This is a genomic window from Novosphingobium sp. (genome assembly GCF_036820275.1).
Taxonomy (GTDB): Bacteria; Pseudomonadota; Alphaproteobacteria; order Sphingomonadales; family Sphingomonadaceae; genus Novosphingobium.
In genome coordinates this window covers 106352-124359 of sequence record NZ_DAISLT010000010.1, presented here as the reverse complement: position 1 = coordinate 124359, position 18008 = coordinate 106352, and the positions used below count along the sequence as shown (strand labels likewise).

Sequence of the window (18008 nt, the reverse complement as noted above, 5' to 3'; positions counted from 1 at the left end):
GCGCGCTTAGCCCGATTGCGGCGGCGGGGAAAGTGGCTGTGGACCGGGCGCGGGGCCGGAGGGATGAAAATCCGGGGAAGCGCCGGGACGCGCGGCGACGCGTGGTCCCCGAGCGCCGGAACGAATTGGATGGTTGCCAAAACCGGCAACAGCCGCAAAGACTGGCGACATGAAATATCGTAACGCGGTCGTCACGCTCCTCGCCCTCCTTTCGGTTTCAACCCCCGCTCTCGCGCAGGATTCCGCCCAGCGGAGCCGTCCCACGGCCCCCGCGCTGCCCGCGCCGCTGCCCGCCGCGCAGGACAAGGCCTATCCCGGCACCATCGCGCTCGACATCGATGCGAGCGACGTCGTCCACGGGGTCTACCGGGTTACCCAGCAGTTCCCGGTCGCGGCCGGAACCGACAAGCTGATCCTCGTCCAGCCGAGCTGGCTGCCCGGCAACCACTCGCCCACCGGCCCGGCGGCGCTGCTCGCGCAGATCCACTTCTTCGCGGACGGCAAGGAGATCAAGTGGCAGCGCGACACCGTGGCGGTGAACGCCTTCCACCTCGACCTTCCCGCCGGAACCCAGGTCGTTACCGCGAAGTTCATCCACACTTCGCCGGTGCAGACCAAGGAAGGCCGCGTCACGATGACGCAGGAAATGCTCAACCTCCAGTGGGAGAAGATGAGCCTCTACCCCTCGGGCTACTACACGCGCGGCATCACGGTGAAGCCGACCGTCAAGTTCCCGACCGGCTGGACCGTCTACACTTCGCTCGACGGCAAGACCCAACAGGGCGACACCGTGACCTGGACGCCGACCGACTACGAGCGCCTGGTCGACGAGCCGATCTTCGCGGGCAAGTACGCCCAGCGCTGGGACCTCGGCCAGGGCGTCAGCATGGACGTGGTCGCGGACGAGGCCAAGCTGCTCGGCATCAAGCCCGAGAACATGAAGACCTATCGCAACCTGGTGTCGGAAGCGCTGCTGACGTTCGGCGCGCGCCACTTCAACCACTACGACTTCTTGCTGGCGCTGACCGACCGCATGGGCGGCATCGGTCTCGAACACCACCGTTCGAGCGAGAACCAGATGGAACCCAAGACCTGGACCGAGTGGGACAAGATGGACTGGGATCGCAATGTGATCCCGCACGAATTCGTCCATAGCTGGAACGGCAAGTACCGCCGCCCGGCCGATCTCTGGACGCCGGACTACCAGCAGCCGATGCAGAACACGCTGCTCTGGGTCTACGAGGGCCAGACCCAGTTCTGGGGCTATATCCTGGCGGCGCGTTCGGGCGTACAGACCAAGCAGACGATTCTCGACACGCTGGCCGGCGCCGTCGCGCGCTATTCGGAAGCGACGCCGGGCCGTGGCTGGCGTTCGGTGGAGGACACCACCTTTGCGCCTGCGCTCAACATGCGCCGCCCGCTCCCCTACACGTCGGTCACCCGCACCGAGGACTACTATGTCGAAGGCGCGCTGACCTGGCTCGAAGCGGACCAGATCATCCGCCAGGGCACCGGCGGCAAGAAGGGTCTCGACGATTTCGCCAAGGCCTTCTTCGGCGTTCGCGACGGCGACTGGGGCGAGCTGACGTACGACTTCGACGAAGTCGCGAAAGTGCTGAACGGCGTCTATCCCTATGACTGGGCGACGTTCCTCAAGACCCGCATCTACGACACCAACCAGCCCGCGCCGACCAAGGGCGTCGAGATGGCCGGCTACAAGCTGGTCTGGAAGGACACGCAGAACGGCTATGAGAAGGGCGTCTCGGATTCGCGCAAGTCGCTCGACCTTACCTATTCGCTGGGCGTGACGCTGGACAACGACGGCTCGGTGACGGCCGCCGTGTTCGACGGCCTCGGCTACAATGCCGGTCTCGTCAGCGGCGTGAAGGTCGTGGCGGTGAACGGCACGGCCTATAGCGGCGAAGTCATCAAGGACGCGATCACTGCGGCGAAAACCGCGAAGACGCCGATCTCGCTGCTGGTGAAGCGCGGCGAGGCCTTCAACACCGTGGCGCTCGACTATCACGGCGGCTTGCGCTGGCCCTGGCTGGAAAGCACCACGCCGGGCAAGATCAACGGGCTGGATCGCCTGCTGGCGCCGCGCAGCCGATAAGCGCCGCCGCTCTGGCGGAATTGACTGTCCCTTGAGGGACGATGGATGGCCCGGAGGTGGATATCGATCCGCTTTCGGGCTTTTTCCTTTGGTTTCTTTGTATTTCGTCGATCGCAGCGGCGAATGTGTCGCAAACGAGGGACATCTACCCCGACAAGGCAGTTGCGATGCATAACTTGCAAGGCTAAGCCCCCCGGTCAAAGATGAACCGGCACGATAGTTCCGTGCCAGTAATGTAAGGACCAACATGCGCATCGACATGATTCCTGTCGGCAAGAACCCGCCGGAGAGCCTGAACGTCATCATCGAGGTTCCCGTCGGTGGTGAGCCCGTGAAGTACGAGTTCGACAAGGACTCCGGCGCGCTGTTCGTCGACCGCATCCTGCACACGCCGATGCGCTACCCCGCGAATTACGGTTTCGTGCCGCACACGCTTTCGCCCGACGGCGATCCGCTCGACGCCCTGGTCGTCGCGCGCTCGCCCTTCGTGCCCGGCGCGGTCGTGCGCGTTCGCCCGATCGCGGTGCTGAACCTGGAAGACGAGCACGGCGGCGACGAGAAGCTCGTCTGCGTGCCCGACGACAAGACTTTCCCGTACTATTCGGACGTGCAGGAAAAGGAAGATCTTCCGGGGATCGTGTTCAGCCAGATCGAGCACTTCTTCACGCACTACAAGGACCTTGAGGCCGAGAAGTGGGTGCGCGTCGGCACCTGGGGCGGCGCCGAGGAAGCCCGCCAGATCGTCATCGAGGCGATCGAGCGCTACCAGGCCGAAGGCAAGAAGGTCGAAGCCTGATCCCAGGCGCCTGATTTAGGTTAGAATTCCACCCCCATGTGGAACGAAGGGCCGGCGGTGCGAACCGCCGGCCCTTCATTTTTGGCCTTTTCAAACTGTGCTGGGTCAGGTCACCACGCGCCCGCCGTTGACGCCGATCGTCTGGCCGGTGACGTAGCCAGAATCCTCGTGACACAGCCAGGCGCAGGCATTGGCGATGTCGTCCGGCTCGCCCAGACGGCGCACGGGCACGGACTGGAGCAGGACTTCGGTGGGGATCTGGAAGCGGTCGCGGTTCGCTTCCGACATGATCGTGCCCATCACCGAGCCCGGCGGGATATTGTTGACGGTAATCCCGTAAGGCCCGAATTCCTGCGCCATGGAGCGGGTCATCGTTACCACCGCGCCTTTCGAGGAGGAATAGGGGATCATGTTCGTCGCCCCGGTCTGTGCGCTGGAGGACGAGATGTTGACGATCCGGCCCCAGCTAGCGGCCTTCATGTCCGGAAGGCATTCCTGCGTCATGATGAAAAGGCCGCGCACGTTGACCGCGTAGATGAAATCCCAGCGCTCGTCGGTGAGGTCCTCGAAGGGGGTGAAATCGGTGACGCCGGCATTGTTCACCAGGATCGAGACCGGTCCCAGCGTCTCGCGAACCTGCTCGACGGCGGCTTTCACCGAGGCCCGGTCGGACACGTCGGCGCCGACGGCGAGCGCGGTGCCGCCTGCCTCGCGGATGGCGGCGACAGTATCCGCGCAGCGCTCGGCATCGAGGTCGAGCACGGCCACCGCCACGCCCTGTCTCGCCAACCGCCTGGAACAGGCCGCGCCGATGCCGGCGGCGGCGCCGGTGACGATGGCAACCTTGTAGGACACACGCATTCTCCCGTTGCGGCGCCATTCTAGGCCCTTGGCCCGGCGCGTTTCCTCACCGGGCTAGACCCAAATGACCGCGATCAGAAGGCTTGATCTGAACGTGTGTTCAAATATTCGCCGGAGCGAAGTGGATCAGTCTGCGGTGCGTGTCGCGCGCCAGCCCATCCATGCGCCGCAATGCGGGGCCAGCCGCTTCAGGCTCCACTCCACCACGACCGCCAGAGCCAGCGAAAGCCCGAACAGCGGCATCGCCAGCGCCAGCGCGACGACGAGTGCGACAAGCAGCCAACTATGCCTGAGCGGTGCGAAGGCGGCAGGCGCACCAAGCATGTCTTGGGGGCGTCTTCGCCACCATAGCACCATGCTCGACAGACATAGGGTCACCAGGCCAAGCAACACCGCGAGGTTGGCAAGCTGGTTGGCCAGCCCCCACCATGCCCCTTCGTGGATGGCGACGCCGTAGCCGACCGTACGGTCGATCCAGTGGCGCTGGGCGAAGCGCTGGATGCCGATGAGGCGGCCTTCGCCGGAGATTTCGGCATTGTCGCGCGCGGGCCGGTTCTCGGCCTGACTGCGGACCTGCCAGGGCGCGCCCGCCGTCGGTGGGCTCACTTCCACCGGAGCGGCGAAGCGCAGGCTTTCCGCGCGGGCGATCACGGCATCGAGTGCGGCATCCGGGGCGGAGGGAGGAGGCGGCATGTGCATCGCCGCCATGGCGCCGCCATGATCGGCATGCTCCGACATCATCGCCCGCATGGCCGCATCGGCCATGGCCCGGTCACGGGAATCGCTGAGAGAACCGGCGGACCAGTCCTGCCTGCCCTCCAGCGTGCCGGTGACGGCGCGGACCTCGCGAAAATAGTCTCCCCATGCCTTGGCCCAGGGCAGTCCGGACAGGATCAGGAACAACGCGCCCAGCGAGATCCACAGCCCGGTCACGGCATGGATATCCCGCCAGAACAGCGCGCGGCCCCGGTGCAGGCGCGGATAGAGCACGCCTGCCAGCTTTCCTCCACTTCGGCGCGGCCACCAGAGGAACAGTCCGGTGAGCAGCATGACGATCGTCCAGCATGCCGCCGCTTCCACCAGCGCAGAGCCGCGATCTCCCGCGAGCAGTTCGCCATGGAGCCGGAACACCACGCGCATCAGCCGGTCTTCCTCCGGGGCCTGATAGAGTAACTGCCCGGTCTGCGGATGGACCCAGACCCGCACGTCCTCCGCGCCCTTGCCGACCAGCACTTGCACGCTGTCTCCCGGTGCCTCGGGCAGGAAGTACTTGTGGAGCACCGAACCCGGCACCGCCGCGACGGCGCGTGCGGCGATCGTCTTCGGGGCGAGCAGGGGCGCAGCGCCGCTCGCGACATCGCGGTAGGGGGCGTAGAGCAGGCCCTCGATCTGCGGCTTGAACAGGTAGATCCCGCCGGTCACCGACAGCCACAGGACGAACGGCAGGCAGAACAGTCCGGCATAGAAATGCCAGCGCCAGACGGCGCGATACCAGCGTTCGGTGCGCGGCTTTGCGATGATCGTCGTCACAGTTTCCACCCCGCTTCCACCAGGAAGCTGCGCTGCGGGTAGGGATGGTAGACCCAGGCCCTGTCGTTGGTGAGATTGTCCACGCCCGCGCTGAGACGGAGCTGGTCGGTTACCTCCCAGCTTACTCTGGCGTCGAGCGCGAAGAGTTCGGAAGTATAGCCGTAAGTGTCGCCGCGCTGGAGGCCGAACAAGTCGGTATTCGGTCGGCTAGCATAGCGTACCCCGAGCGAGACCAGCACTGGCGGGCTGACGCGGTAGCGGAGATTGCCGTTGAGCCGCCAGCGCGGAATGCGCGGGAACTGCACGCCCTCGGCGGCGGGGGCGCTGTCATTGTGCAAGGTGGCCGAATCGATCCAGGCGGCATTGGCATCGATATCGAGCCCGGGAATCAGGACGTCGCGGGTCTCGGCGATCAGTTCGAAGCCGTATTGCCGCGTCAGGTCGATGTTCTTGAAAGTGGATGTGGTCACGCCGTTCTGGTTGAATCCGGTGAACGAAAAGATCGTGTTGCGCACGCGCTGCCAGAACGCGGAAGCGGTCAGCTTCACTTTGCCGAATTGCCGGGCGAGCACGAGGTTGGCGTCGGTGGAGCGTTCGGGCTTCAGGTTCGGATCGAAGCTCTGCGGATCGAACTGGCCATTGCCGTCGAGGCTGCCCTGGAACAGTTCGCCCACCGTGGGAAACCGCGTGGCCTTGGCAAGGCTGAGCTGGAGCCGGGTATCGGCATCGATGGTCCATTCCGCCGAGGCCTTGGGCTGGAAGGCGTTGGCGTGGCGGCTGGCGTAGCCGTTGGTGACGGCAAGGCCGGTGGTGCCGACGCGGCCGAGCCCGCCGTCGAAGGCGCGCCAGTCCTCGAAGCGGCCGCCCAGCGTGAAGGTCACGGCCTCGACCGGCACCCGCAGTTCGGCCCAGGCGGCGAGGTTGCGGGTCTTGCCGAAGGTGCGGGTGGAGAAGGTGCGGCCCTGATCGCGGCGCCAGTTCGTCAGGGTGTAAGTGGTGAGGTCGGTGCGGTAAAGATTGGCGCTCGTTCCCCCCGCCAGTTCGGCATCGCCGAGCCGGGCGGTCAGTGCGAGATTGCCGGTGTACCACGCGGTCGGCCCCTGCCGCGCTAGGGTTCCGGCGCCGTCCGTTGCTCCGGCGTCGTAGCCCTTCGAGGTGAAGGCGTCGGAGCGCAGGATTTGATAGGTCGAAAGGTCGGCGGTGACGGACACCGCATCCGAAAACGGGGCGGAGAGCTTCATCCCGCCCAGGAGTTCGTCGCGGATCGTGCGCGACCAGTTGGCGCCGCCGGCGGTGTAGTTCCGGCTGTCGATCGAGACGAGGCCGTCGCAGACGGTCTTGCCCGCGGCGTCACGCAGGTAGCAGTCCGGCGCGGTCTGGCTGTCGAGATTGTGCCAGTAGGCCAGCAGCACTTCGCCGGTCACGCCCGAGGTGCCGTCGTAGCCGAGCCGCAGCTTGGCCTGGTCCTGGGTGATCGTGGCGGGACTCTGGGCCGCGAAGATCGGGTTGCTGGCGGTGCCGGGGGCATTCGCCATATGCTGCCCGGGATCGACGAACGCACCGCTCACCGCCGTGCCGCCGCTCGCCGTATTGGGGGTGAGGCCGTAGAACATCTGCGGATGCCCTTCGTTGCGGAAGTGGCGGCCGGAGAGGCGGAGCGACCAGGGGCCGTCCTTCTGCCGGAATCCCATGCCCGCCTCGGCCGAATAGCCCCAATAGGTGTCGTGGGTGCCGTACTGGTCGTAAGGCTGGCTCATGCCCTGCACGGTGGCGAAGGCTTCGGTCTTCTCCGGCGAGCGGGTGGTGATGTTGACCACGCCGCCCATCGAATTGCCAGCGTAGCGCGCGGAGTAGGGGCCGTAGACCACGTCGAACTGTTCGACCTCCCCCGGGCCGACTACGCCCCACTTGGGCGAGTAGGAAAACGAATTGCCCAGGAAATTGGAGACGGTGAACCCGTCCACCATGACCAGCGTGCGGGCGCTCTGGGTGGAATGGGTGCCGCGAAAGCCGGGGACGCCGTTGGAATCGCCCGCATAGCGGGTCCGCACGAAGAAGTCGGGGGCGTACTTCATCAGGTCCTCGACGTTGCGGGCATTGACGCCCGCGAACTGATCGTCGCCGAGGCTGACGGAGAGGCCGCGCGCGTCGAGGCTGATCGGGGCCTTGCGCTGGCCGACGACGAGGATGGAATCACCGGGGGCCGTATCAGCCTCCTCGGCGTTGGCCGCTGCCGGAAGCAGGGCGAGCGGTGCCGCGCCGAGCGCGAGCAGGAACCTGGACATTTCGATATTTCACCTGATCGGCACGCAGCGCCGGAAGGCAATGCGCGCGGTCGTCTGTCGTGGCGCCGGCCTGGAACCGGCGACGTGGCATCGGGGTCAGGTGGGGAGGGGCGGCCCTCTGAGCGGTGGGCGAACCTGGGCGCGCACCGCACGCAGCGTCAGCGGGCGATAACGGATTGCCGCGACGAAGACGAAGAGCAGGGCCGCCACCAGCAGCATCGGCAGGGCAGCATCGAGTGCGGCGGCGGAGTGCGAGGAGAAGGCGCAAGGATGGTCGGCGGTGGACGCGTCATGCCCGCCGCTCGCGCCTTTACGCTCGATCTGGATGAGCACCTTGGAACCGGCGGGTGCGGAGCCCGAGCAGAGTTCCACCATGAGGGACCCGCCCTGAGTGGAGGGCATGTAACCGGTCGGCACGAAGATTTTCAGGCACAGGGCGGCGGCCAGCAGCAGTGCCGCAAGGCCGGGACGGGCCCGGAAAAAGTGCCTGAGAGTGCCCACGCCTCACCGTTTAGCCGGAAAGAGCGCGTTCGTCATCGGGAGAAATTGTCCCAGGTTCCGTGAAGGCGATCAGTCCACGACGAGGAAGTAGTTCGCCTGGCTCTGTCCGCCGTTGCGCACTTCGATCATGTAGCGCTGGGTGAAGATCGGCACCCAGCGGCAGGTGCGGCGCTGGGCATCGGCTACGCAGACCGGCTTTTGGGCGGCATCGATGACCCGCAGGCTCAGCGGTTCGCCGCCGACCGTGGAGAGGGCGATGCTGGCCTTGCGGCCGGAGAGAAAGACCTGCTGGAACTTGTCGCTCTGGCCCGCGCCGATCTGGCCGGAGCGGTAGCCGGGGCCGAGCGGGCTGCCGCGCAGGGCCACGCCGGTCGCGCCGGGAACCAGGGCGCGCCAGGCGGGAACGGGATCGGTGCCGGTCCAGCCTTCCATCGGCCGCGCGCCGGAACGCTCGATCACGCGCAGGGCATCGGCCAGCGCGGTGCGGTCGGTACTGGAACCGGCTTTTTGGGCCGCCTGCTCGGCGGTGGTGAGAGCCATGGCCACGCGCTCGTCGCGGCTGCTGTCCTGATCCACGGCCGAAAGGGCAGGGCCCGCCGCGAGAAGAGCCGCGCCGCAAAGTGAAGAAAGACCGGTCTTGGCCGCGATCATGGTTTCGACTCCGGAACGATCGTGAAGCAGGCGCCCTTTTCGGAGGGTGCGAGTGCAATTTCAAGATGATGGCGTTCGGCGATCGCCCGGCAGAGCGCAAGGCCCAGTCCAGCACCTTGTTGTCCTGTGCCGTTGAGACCGTTCTGACTGTCCTGATTGCCGCCGCGGCTGAACTTGTCGAAGATCGTCTCGCGGTCGTCCTCGGGCACGCCCGGTCCGTCGTCGCTAACGGTCAGGCGGGGGCCTTTCTCCAGTTCCAGCCGGACGGTGCCGCCGGGCTGGACGAACTTGAAGGCGTTGTCGAGCAGGTTGGTGATGAGCCGGGTAAGCTGCATTTCCTCGCCCTCGATCATGACGCCGGGGGTGATCGCCAGTTCGAAGGTATGGCCGGAATCTTCCGCGCTGTCGGCGTAGAGTTCGCCCAGCCGCTCGGCGAGCATGCTGAGGTTCACCGGCGCAAGGCCGTGGCGGTCGCCGCGACGCGCCTGGCTGGCGGCGATGTCGAGCAGCGATTCGAGCATGCGGATGATGCCGCGAATCTCCAGCCGGGCATCGACGATGCGCGCGGCGGTCTCGCCGTCGGGCGTTGCCGACAGGGCCTTCACCAGCCGGTTGTCGAGGTGCATGAGCGGGGTGCGCATCTCGTGCGCCACCTGGTCGGTGGTTTCGCGCTGGGCGCTGGCAAGGCGGCGCAGGCGCGAAAGGGCTTCGCCGGAATGCCGGGTCAGTTCGTCGATCTCGTCACGGTCCTTCGAATCGCGGGCGAGCTGGGCGAGGGCAGCATCGTCGGGATGGCGGAAGGCGGCGTTGATGCGCCCGATACGCCCGGCAAGGCGGCGGGCGGCGAGCAGCCCCGCCAGCGCCACGGCGCTCATCGCGAGCAGCCCGCCTGCCAGGAAGGTCAGCGCCACCTGCCGCTGCAGCAGGCCGAGATCGCGATATTCGTGGGCCACCAGCAGGCGCAAGTCGGGTCCGAGCTGGGTGGATCGCGCAAGCGCACGGTGCCCGTTGGGAAGCAGGACTTCGCCAGCCTCGGAAACGCCCGCATGGAGGCCGGGCCAGGTCCGGAGGTCTCCCGCCAGCGGTGCGCCCCGGGCATCGGCCAGCAGGTAATGCGCCGGATTGGCGTCGCGCGGCTGGAGCGCCAGGCGGTCGTTGATGCGGTTGGACAGTTCCACGGCGCCGCCGCTGGCGAAGATGTCGACCATGCCCGCCAGGTCGACGTCCACCGCGTGTTCCAGCGCGAGGCGGTTGGTGCGCTGGATCGTCGCGTCGGTCAGCAGCCAGAGGCCGAATGTGATGAGCGCCGCGATCAGGATCGCCGAAACCACGATCTGCGCGAAGATCGACCTGTGAATCTCGATGCGGCGCGTCATGGCCCTAGCGCCCGTCGAGCAGGCGGTAGCCCGACCCCCAGATCGTTTCCAGCGCGGGCGAATCGAAGCCGTCTTCCAGCTTGCGGCGCAGGCGGCCGATGTTGACGTCCACCACGTTGGTCTGGGGATCGAAGTTCATCTTCCAGACGTCGCGCAGCAGCATCTCGCGGGTGAGGATTTCGCCGGCGTTCTCCATGAAGTACCGGAAAAGCTCGAATTCCTTGGGGCTGAGCGCGAGGTGGCGGTTGTTGCGGAAGGCGGTGCGCGCCTTCACATGGCACTCGAAGGCGCCGAACAGGATCACCGCACTATGCTCGCGGCCGGAGGCGCGGCGGTGCAGCGCGCGCAGCCGGGCCAGCAGTTCGGGCGCCTCGAACGGTTTGGCGAGATAGTCGTCGGCACCGGCGTCGAGGCCCTCGGCGCGGTCGCTGGTGCGGCCGAGCGCGGAGAGCATTAGCACCGGCGTGCCGATCCCGCTTTCGCGCAGGCGCGAGAGGATCGTCAGCCCGTCGAGATCGGGCAGCATGCGGTCGAGGATGATGACGTCGAAGTTCTCGACGCCCGCCAGGCGCAGGCCTTCCTGGCCACTGCCCGCCCAGACGAGCGCGATGCCCGCCTGCTGCGCCAGTTCCTGCACCTGGGAGGCGGCGCGGGTGTCGTCTTCGATGTAGAGGGTCTTGGGGCCGCTCATGACAGGATCGCTACCCCACGGGACCGCCGCCGGAACCTTGTCCGGACGGCGATCCCGCGAAGTCTTGCAGTTCTATCAGCGGGCCGAGGCGTTGGTGGCCTGCGGCGCTGCGGCCGAGGCATTCTCGGGCAGGCCGCCGAGCTGGGTGACCAGCTTGGTATAGGCGTCGAGATAGGCCAGCACGATGATCTGGCCGATCTGGGTGTTCTGGTAGCCACCGCCACCAGCCGCGCCGAAGGTGCCGCCGAAGAAGCCGCCACCGCCGCCGCCGAAGCTGACGTCCGACTTGCGGGCATAGCCCTCGGTCAGCGCTTCCTCGACCGTGGTGCGCGCGTTGACGATGGAGAGCGTGACGTTGGCCTCACCCTTCTTGATGTTGAGGCCGCCGGCGATCGCGCCGACACCGCGACCGAACAGGCCGCCGACGCCGCCGAGCACGCCGCCGATGCCGCCGCCGCCCGAATTGTTGTTGGTCGAGACGATGTCCGGCTGGATGAAGTAGTCGGCTGCCTTGATCTGGCCCTTGCCGATGTTCGAACCCTTCTGAAGCTCACCCTGTTCGGCGAGGGCGCGTTCCATCGCGCTGTTCTGGAGCGAGCGGCCGCGATTGACCATCGTGAAGCAGCCGGACTTCTGCACGAAGACGCGCAGGATCGCCTCGGGGCTGCCCAGGCTCAATTCGCGCCACCACTGGTTCTCAGGCTCGACGATGGCAACGGTGCCGAGGTTCTTGCGGCACACCGGGATCTGCTGGGTGCCCTTGTCCTGAATCTTGCGGGCGGACGACTTGTCTTCGGCGAATGCCGAAGGCGCCGTGGCCATGACGGCAAGCGCGGTCAGCGCACAGGCGATCTTCTTCATGATGACTTCCCTCTGTTGAACCGGACGCCTGTTGCATCGCGCACGACGCTACCCGGCCTTCCCAACCCCCGACGACTTTAAGCCCGAAATCGCTGCGGGCAAATGACTATTGCTGTGAGATTTCCGTTCGGCAAAATCACCATCCGGAGGCGGTCGTTTATCGGGGCGCGACCGCCATGTTGTCGATCAGGCGGGTGGTGCCGATCCGTGCAGCGACCAGCAGGCGCATCGGCGCTTCGCCGCGCTCGCTCAGCAGAGTCAGGGCATCGGCATCGCGCAGTTCGGCATAGTCGACCGAGGAGAAGCCGCCATGCAGCAGCGCTTCGTTGAGACCTTCGAGTGCGGCGGCGACCGGCTCGCCCGCCTCGATCCCGGCGATGGCGGCCTTCATCGCTCTCGGCAGGGTGACGGCCTGCGCGCGCTGCTCGTCCGTGAGATAGGCATTGCGCGAGGACTTCGCGAGGCTGTCTTCCTCGCGCACGGTCGGCACGCCGAGCACGGCGTCGACATGGGGGCGGGTCAGGTCGAGATCGCGGGCCATGCGGCGGATCACGGCGAGCTGCTGCCAGTCCTTTTCGCCGAACAGCGCCACGTCGGGCAGGACCTGGTGGAACAGCTTGCAGACCACGGTGGCGACGCCGTCGAAATGGCCGGGGCGCGAGGCGCCGCAGAGGCCGTCGCTGACGCCCGAGACCGACACGTTGGTGGCGAAGCCCTGTGGATACATCGCCTCGACCGTCGGCGCCCAGAGGAGCGCCACGCCTTCCGCTTCCAGCAGCGCACTGTCGCGTTCGAGCTGGCGCGGATACTTGTCGAGATCCTCGTTGGCGCCGAACTGGAGCGGGTTCACGAAGATCGAGACGACGACGTGATCGGCCCGTTCGCGGGCCTCGCGCACAAGTGTCAGATGGCCTTCATGGAGTGCGCCCATGGTCGGAACGAGGGCGATCTTTCCTGATTCCCGCAGCTCGGCAACGGCACGGCGCAGTGGATCAAGGCTGTGAAGGGTTTGCATTGGGTGTCACTGCTCCGATAGGATGCACTTGACCGGTGGTCGCGGCTGCCTTTAGCCGCACCGCGCCCCAGTGAGCAATGGGGCGCACAATGGGTTTTGACCCGCTACGGCGGTTAACGGTTTGATCTCGCTTCCCGGTCTAAAGGCCGGGGGCAACGAATCCGGGCTTGGTCCGGGGGCAACAGGGAAAGCGAACAGGGTCCGTGACAGCGCATCGCATCGTCTTCGCCAATGAAAAGGGCGGCACCGGCAAGTCCACGACGGCCGTCCACGTCGCCATCGCACTCGCCTATCAGGGCGCCAAGGTCGCCGCGATCGATCTCGATCCGCGCCAGCGCACCTTGTACCGCTATCTGGAAAACCGCGTCGAGACCGAGCGCCGCCGCGAGATCGCGCTGCCGGGCGCCCGTTTCGCGGTCTACGACGGCGAGGATATCGACGAACTCGACGAACTGGCCGAGGCGATTGCCGAGGGCTACGACTTCCTGATCTTCGACACGCCGGGCCGTGACGATGCCTTCGCCCGCCACGTCGCGGCGACCGCCGACACGCTCGTCACCCCGCTGAACGACAGCTTCATCGACTTCGACCTGATCGGTCAGGTGGAAAGCGAGACGTTCAAGGTGAAGAAGCTCTCGTTCTACGCCGAACTCATGTGGGAAACCCGCAAGAAGCGCGGCCTCAAGACCATCAACGAAGGCCGCCGCGAACTCGACTGGGTGGTGGTGCGCAACCGCGTCCAGCACGTCGAGGCGAAGAACATGCGCCGCCTCGAAGGCGCGCTGCTCGAACTGTCGAAGCGTGTGGGCTTCCGCATTTCCAACGGTCTTTCGGAACGCGTCATCTTCCGCGAGCTGTTCCCCTCGGGCCTGACCCTGCTCGACAAGGGGCACCTCGGCGAACTCGGCACCAGCCATCTCGTCGCACGTCAGGAACTGCGCCAGCTGGTGGCTGGACTCAACCTGCCGGTGCCGAAGGATCGGGTGCCCGACCTGCAACTCGCCGCAGACGAATGAAGCTGCTCTGGCTCATCGCGCTCGGCTGCATCGCCTGGCGGCTGATAAAAGGACGCTGGCCGTGGCAGAGCAAGCCGCTGCCGGGTCCTTCCTTTGCCGATGTCCATGCCGGCGCGCATGCGCGGGCGCTGCTGGGCGTGGGTGAGGGTGCGGATCGCCGCGAGATTCTCGACGCCCATCGCCGCGTCATCGCGGAGGTTCATCCCGATCGGGGCGGCACCAACGAGAAAGTCCACGAGGCCAATGCCGCGCGCGATTTTCTCCTCGACAAGCTGGACGGCAAGTAAGGCCCGGGCATGAGCCACAGGTTCGATCCCGCGATCCTGCGCGAATACGACATTCGCGGGGTGGTCGGTCGGGATCTTGGCCCGGAAGACGCCTATACCCTGGGCCGCTGTTTCGCGACCGTGGTGCACCGGGCGGGTGGTCGGAAAGTCGCGGTCGGCTATGACGGGCGGCTCAGTTCGCCCGCGCTGGAAGCGGCGCTTGTCGAAGGGCTGATCGCCAGCGGCGCGGATGTCGTGCGGATCGGACTGGGGCCGACGCCGATGCTCTACTACGCCGAGGCCTCGGGCGAGGACGTGGACGGCGCCATCCAGATCACCGGCAGCCACAACCCCGCCGATCACAACGGTTTCAAGCTGGTGCTCGGCGGGCGCCCATTCTTCGGGGCGGATATCGTTCGGCTCGGCGACATGGCGGCGGCGGGGGCCTGGGACGAGGGCACCGGTCAGGTGGAGTTTCGCGATGTGCTGGATGCCTACGTCGAGCGCATCGCCCAGGGCATTGCCGGGATCGCACCCGAGGTGCTGTCCACCTTGCGCATCGGCTGGGACTCCGGAAACGGCGCCTCCGGCCCGGCGCTGGAGCGGCTGACCGCACGCCTGCCGGGCGAGCACCATCTGCTGTTCACCGAAGTCGACGGGACATTCCCCAACCATCACCCGGACCCGACCGAGGAGAAGAACCTCGCGGACCTGAAGGCGCTCGTCATGGCGGAAAGGCTCGATTTCGGGGTGGCCTTCGATGGCGATGCCGACCGCATCGGCGTCGTCGACGGTCTCGGGCGGGTGATCTGGGGCGACCAGTTGCTCGGCATTTTCGCCGAGGACCTGCTGGCCCGTCTGCCGGGCGCCACGGTGATCGGCGACGTCAAGGCCTCGGGGGCGCTGTTCGACACGATCGCACGGCACGGCGGCCGGGCGCTCATGTGGAAGAGCGGCCATTCGCACATGAAGGCGAAGATGCGGGAGACCGGCGCCCCGCTCGCGGGCGAGACCAGCGCGCATGTCTTCTTCGCGGACAACTTCTACGGCTTCGACGACGGTCTCTACGCGGCGGTGCGGCTGATGGCGGCGACGGTGCGGCTCGGCCGTTCGGTCACGGATCTGCGCGGCGCGATGCCGGACATGCTCAATACCCCGGAACTGCGCTTTCAGGTGGAGGAGAGCCGCAAGTTCGCCGCGATCGACGAAGTGCGCGGGCGGTTGGCCGGCGCAGGGGCGGATTTCGTCGATATCGACGGTGTTCGCGTCACCACGCCTGACGGCTGGTGGCTGCTGCGGGCCTCCAACACGCAGGACGTGCTGGTCGCGCGGGCGGAAAGCCGCACGGCGGAAGGGCTGGAGCGCCTGATTGCCGAGATCGACGCGCAGCTGGCAGCGTCGGGCCTGCGACGCGGGCCACAGGCAGGACACTGAGGGGACGGTATTCCTGTCTAGCGGCAACCGAGAGCTTCGCTCCGGCTTTTCTGATCCGTGCCAAGATGCTTCAAGCAAGCGGGATGACCGTGCCGAGATCGAGATCATGACAGCCGAGACCGCCGCCGTTCCGCCCGAGCTGAACGCCTGGTTCGCGGGCCGGGGCTGGCGCGTGCGGCGCCATCAGTGGGAGATGCTGGCCGCCTCGGATCGGGGAAATCACGCCCTGTTGGTCGCGGATACCGGGGCGGGCAAGACACTGGCCGGGTTCCTGCCGACACTCGCCGCCTTCTGCCCCTCGCGGCTGGCGGAGGCGCCGGTGCCGGAGGGGCTGCACACGCTCTATGTCTCGCCGCTCAAGGCGCTGGCGCATGACGTCCAGCGCAATCTCCTCACCCCGGTGGAGGAGATCGGCCTGCCGATCCGCATCGAGACGCGCAGCGGCGATACCCCCTCGGACCGCAAGGCGCGCCAGCGCGCCCGCCCGCCGCATGTCCTGCTGACGACCCCCGAATCGCTGTCGCTGCTGCTGAGCTATCCCGAGGCACCGACGCTGTTCGCCGGATTGAAGCGCGTGGTTATCGACGAGATCCATGCTTTCGCCACCGGCAAGCGCGGCGATCTGCTGGCGCTGGCCTTGTCGCGCTTGCAGGCCTTGTCGCCCGAACTTCAGCGGGCCGGGCTTTCGGCGACGCTTGCCGACCCGGACGCGTTTCGCGGCTGGCTGGCGCCATGGGGCGAGATCGACAGTGTCGATCTCGTGGAAGGGGAGGCGGGCGCCGAGCCGGAGGTTTCGATCCTCCTGCCGCAGGAAGAACGCGTTCCCTGGAGCGGCCACGCGGCGACCTGGGCGATCCCGCAGCTGATCGAGCAGGTCAAGGCCCACCGCACGACGCTGATCTTCACCAACACGCGCTTCCTGGCCGAATACATCTTCCAGGAACTCTGGAACGCCAACGAGGACAACCTGCCGATCGGCATCCACCATGGTTCGCTCTCGAAGGAGGCGCGGCGCAAGGTGGAGGGCGCCATGGCGGAGGGGAGGTTGCGGGCGCTGGTCTGCACCGCCAGCCTCGATCTCGGCGTCGACTGGGGGGACATCGACCTGGTCGTGCAGATGGGGGCGCCGAAGGGATCCTCGCGCCTGCTCCAGCGGATCGGGCGCGCGAATCACCGGCTCGACCAACCGAGCAAGGCGCTGCTGGTGCCGGGGAACCGCTTCGAGTTCCTGGAGGCATTTGCGGCCCAGCAGGCGGTTCATGACGGCCAGCGCGACGGCGAGCCGTTCCGTCCGGGCGGTCTCGATGTCCTGGCCCAGCATGTCATGGCAGTGGCCTGCGCCGGTCCCTTCCGGGAAGAGGCGCTGCTGTCCGAAGTACGATCGTCTCTCGCCTATGCCTGGGTGGATGAGGGCATCTTCGCCCGCGTGCTCGATTTCGTCGCGACCGGGGGCTATGCGCTGCGCTCCTACGACCGTTTCCGCCGCATCGTCCGCGAGAAGGACGGAACCTGGCGCCTGACTCATCCCGAACATGCGGCGCGGCACCGGCTCAATGCCGGTATCATCGTCGATGCCGAGATGCTCGATGTGCGCTTTCGCAACGGGCGTTCGCTGGGCAAAGTGGAGGAGGGCTTCGGGGCCAGCCTCAAGCCCGGCGATACCTTCCGCTTTGCCGGCATGGACCTCGAAGTCGAGGCGCTGCGCGAACTGGAACTGGTGGTGCGGGCGGCCCGGCGCTCGGCGACGATCCCCAGCTACTCTGGCCAGCGCATGCCGATCTCGACTCACTTGGCCGACCGGGTGCGGGCGATGCTGTTCGACCGGGCGGGATGGGCGCGTTTCCCCGACGACGTGCGGGAGTGGCTTGAAGTGCAGGACTGGCGTTCGCACCTGCCCGCACCGGGGCGGCTGCTGGTGGAGAGCTTTCCGCACCAGGGGCGGGCCTATACGACATTCTACACGTTCGAGGGCTGGCCCGCGAACCAGTCGCTGGGCATGCTGGTCACGCGGCGAATGGAGGACCGGGGGCTGGGGCCGCTCGGTTTCGTGGCGACCGACTATGCGCTGGTGGTCTGGGGGCTGAAGCCGGTGGAGGATCCCGCCGCGCTGCTCTCGCCCGATATCCTGACCCATGAGTTCGTCGACTGGGTCCAGCAGTCCTATCTGCTGCGGCGGGCTTTCCGCGAGGTGGCGGTGATCTCCGGTCTCGTCGAGCGGCAGCAGCCGGGGAAGCGCAAGTCCGGGCGGCAGGTCACGTTCTCGACCGACCTCATCTACGACGTGCTGCGCAAGTACGAGCCCGATCACCTGCTGATAGAAGCGGCCTGGGCCGATGCCCGCGCCCGCATGACGGACGTGGCGCGCGTGGCCGATGTGCTGGACCGGGCAGCGAAGGAAGTGGACCATGTCCGGCTCGACCGGATCAGCCCGCTTTCGGTTCCGGCAATCTCGATGATCGGCCGGGAATCGCTGCCGTCGGGGTCGGCCGACGAGGACCTGCTGGTGGAAGCCGAAAGCCTGGCCTCGATGGCGATGCGGGTCGATTCCGTCGAAACCGAAGGCGACTGACCGGACCGAAGACGACGGATCGGGGGCAACAAAAAAGGGGCGG

The 18008-nt window shown here is 66.8% G+C and carries 15 protein-coding genes; 6 read left to right on the top strand and 9 right to left on the bottom strand.

Annotation, left to right across the window (positions count from 1 at the left end):
• The first annotated feature begins 169 nt into the window (after window positions 1–169).
• Together V7066_RS10540 and ppa are read left to right on the top strand one after the other, a co-directional pair.
• Window positions 170–2113 carry a M61 family metallopeptidase gene (locus tag V7066_RS10540; RefSeq protein WP_334182991.1) on the top strand — a complete coding sequence of 648 codons (1944 nt, stop codon included), beginning with the start codon at window positions 170–172 and terminating at the stop codon, window positions 2111–2113.
• Between the two features lie 247 nt (window positions 2114–2360).
• On the top strand, window positions 2361–2909 hold the full coding sequence (gene ppa / locus V7066_RS10535) for an inorganic diphosphatase (RefSeq protein ID WP_334182990.1): 549 nt from the start codon (window positions 2361–2363) through the stop codon (window positions 2907–2909).
• A 105-nt stretch (window positions 2910–3014) separates the two neighbouring features.
• Here the strand turns inward: ppa and V7066_RS10530 are convergent, their stop codons facing one another.
• From V7066_RS10530 to panC, 9 genes are all read right to left on the bottom strand, one after another.
• Window positions 3015–3770, bottom strand: coding sequence for an SDR family NAD(P)-dependent oxidoreductase (locus tag V7066_RS10530; protein WP_334182989.1), 756 nt, complete (start codon window positions 3768–3770; stop codon window positions 3015–3017).
• Between the two features lie 126 nt (window positions 3771–3896).
• Window positions 3897–5300: a PepSY-associated TM helix domain-containing protein gene (locus tag V7066_RS10525; protein ID WP_334182988.1), complete on the bottom strand. Its 1404-nt coding sequence runs from the start codon at window positions 5298–5300 to the stop codon at window positions 3897–3899.
• Window positions 5297–7585: a TonB-dependent receptor gene (locus V7066_RS10520; RefSeq protein ID WP_334182987.1), complete on the bottom strand. Its 2289-nt coding sequence runs from the start codon at window positions 7583–7585 to the stop codon at window positions 5297–5299. Before V7066_RS10520 ends, V7066_RS10525 begins: the two co-directional genes overlap by 4 nt.
• Window positions 7586–7681: 96 nt before the next feature.
• Entirely contained in the window at window positions 7682–8086 is a 405-nt protein-coding gene (locus V7066_RS10515) for a hypothetical protein (protein ID WP_334182986.1), read from the bottom strand.
• 69 nt (window positions 8087–8155) lie between these two features.
• The gene (locus tag V7066_RS10510) at window positions 8156–8737 is read right to left on the bottom strand and encodes a hypothetical protein (RefSeq protein ID WP_334182985.1); all 582 of its coding nucleotides are present in this window, start codon (window positions 8735–8737) and stop codon (window positions 8156–8158) included.
• On the bottom strand, window positions 8734–10113 hold the full coding sequence (locus tag V7066_RS10505; RefSeq protein WP_334182984.1) for a sensor histidine kinase: 1380 nt from the start codon (window positions 10111–10113) through the stop codon (window positions 8734–8736). The genes V7066_RS10510 and V7066_RS10505 overlap by 4 nt, the downstream gene beginning before the upstream one ends.
• A gap of 4 nt (window positions 10114–10117) precedes the next feature.
• Window positions 10118–10804, bottom strand: a complete 687-nt coding sequence (locus tag V7066_RS10500) for a response regulator transcription factor (protein WP_334182983.1) — start codon at window positions 10802–10804, stop codon at window positions 10118–10120.
• A 75-nt stretch (window positions 10805–10879) separates the two neighbouring features.
• Window positions 10880–11665, bottom strand: a complete 786-nt coding sequence (locus tag V7066_RS10495; RefSeq protein ID WP_334182982.1) for a CsgG/HfaB family protein — start codon at window positions 11663–11665, stop codon at window positions 10880–10882.
• Between the two features lie 157 nt (window positions 11666–11822).
• The gene (gene panC / locus V7066_RS10490; protein ID WP_334182981.1) at window positions 11823–12680 is read right to left on the bottom strand and encodes a pantoate--beta-alanine ligase; all 858 of its coding nucleotides are present in this window, start codon (window positions 12678–12680) and stop codon (window positions 11823–11825) included.
• Window positions 12681–12883: 203 nt separating this feature from the next.
• Here panC and V7066_RS10485 point away from each other — a divergent pair, with 203 nt between their 5' ends.
• The 4 genes from V7066_RS10485 to V7066_RS10470 all read left to right on the top strand — a co-directional run bounded on the left by V7066_RS10485 (window position 12884) and on the right by V7066_RS10470 (window position 17965).
• Window positions 12884–13696 (top strand): division plane positioning ATPase MipZ, encoded by an 813-nt coding sequence (locus tag V7066_RS10485; protein ID WP_334182980.1) that lies wholly within the window; start codon window positions 12884–12886, stop codon window positions 13694–13696.
• On the top strand, window positions 13693–13983 hold the full coding sequence (locus V7066_RS10480) for a J domain-containing protein (protein ID WP_334182979.1): 291 nt from the start codon (window positions 13693–13695) through the stop codon (window positions 13981–13983). Before V7066_RS10485 ends, V7066_RS10480 begins: the two co-directional genes overlap by 4 nt.
• Window positions 13984–13992: 9 nt before the next feature.
• Window positions 13993–15396, top strand: coding sequence for a phosphoglucomutase/phosphomannomutase PgmG (gene pgmG, locus V7066_RS10475; protein WP_334182978.1), 1404 nt, complete (start codon window positions 13993–13995; stop codon window positions 15394–15396).
• A gap of 106 nt (window positions 15397–15502) precedes the next feature.
• Window positions 15503–17965 (top strand): ligase-associated DNA damage response DEXH box helicase, encoded by a 2463-nt coding sequence (locus V7066_RS10470; protein ID WP_334182977.1) that lies wholly within the window; start codon window positions 15503–15505, stop codon window positions 17963–17965.
• Window positions 17966–18008 lie beyond the last annotated feature (43 nt).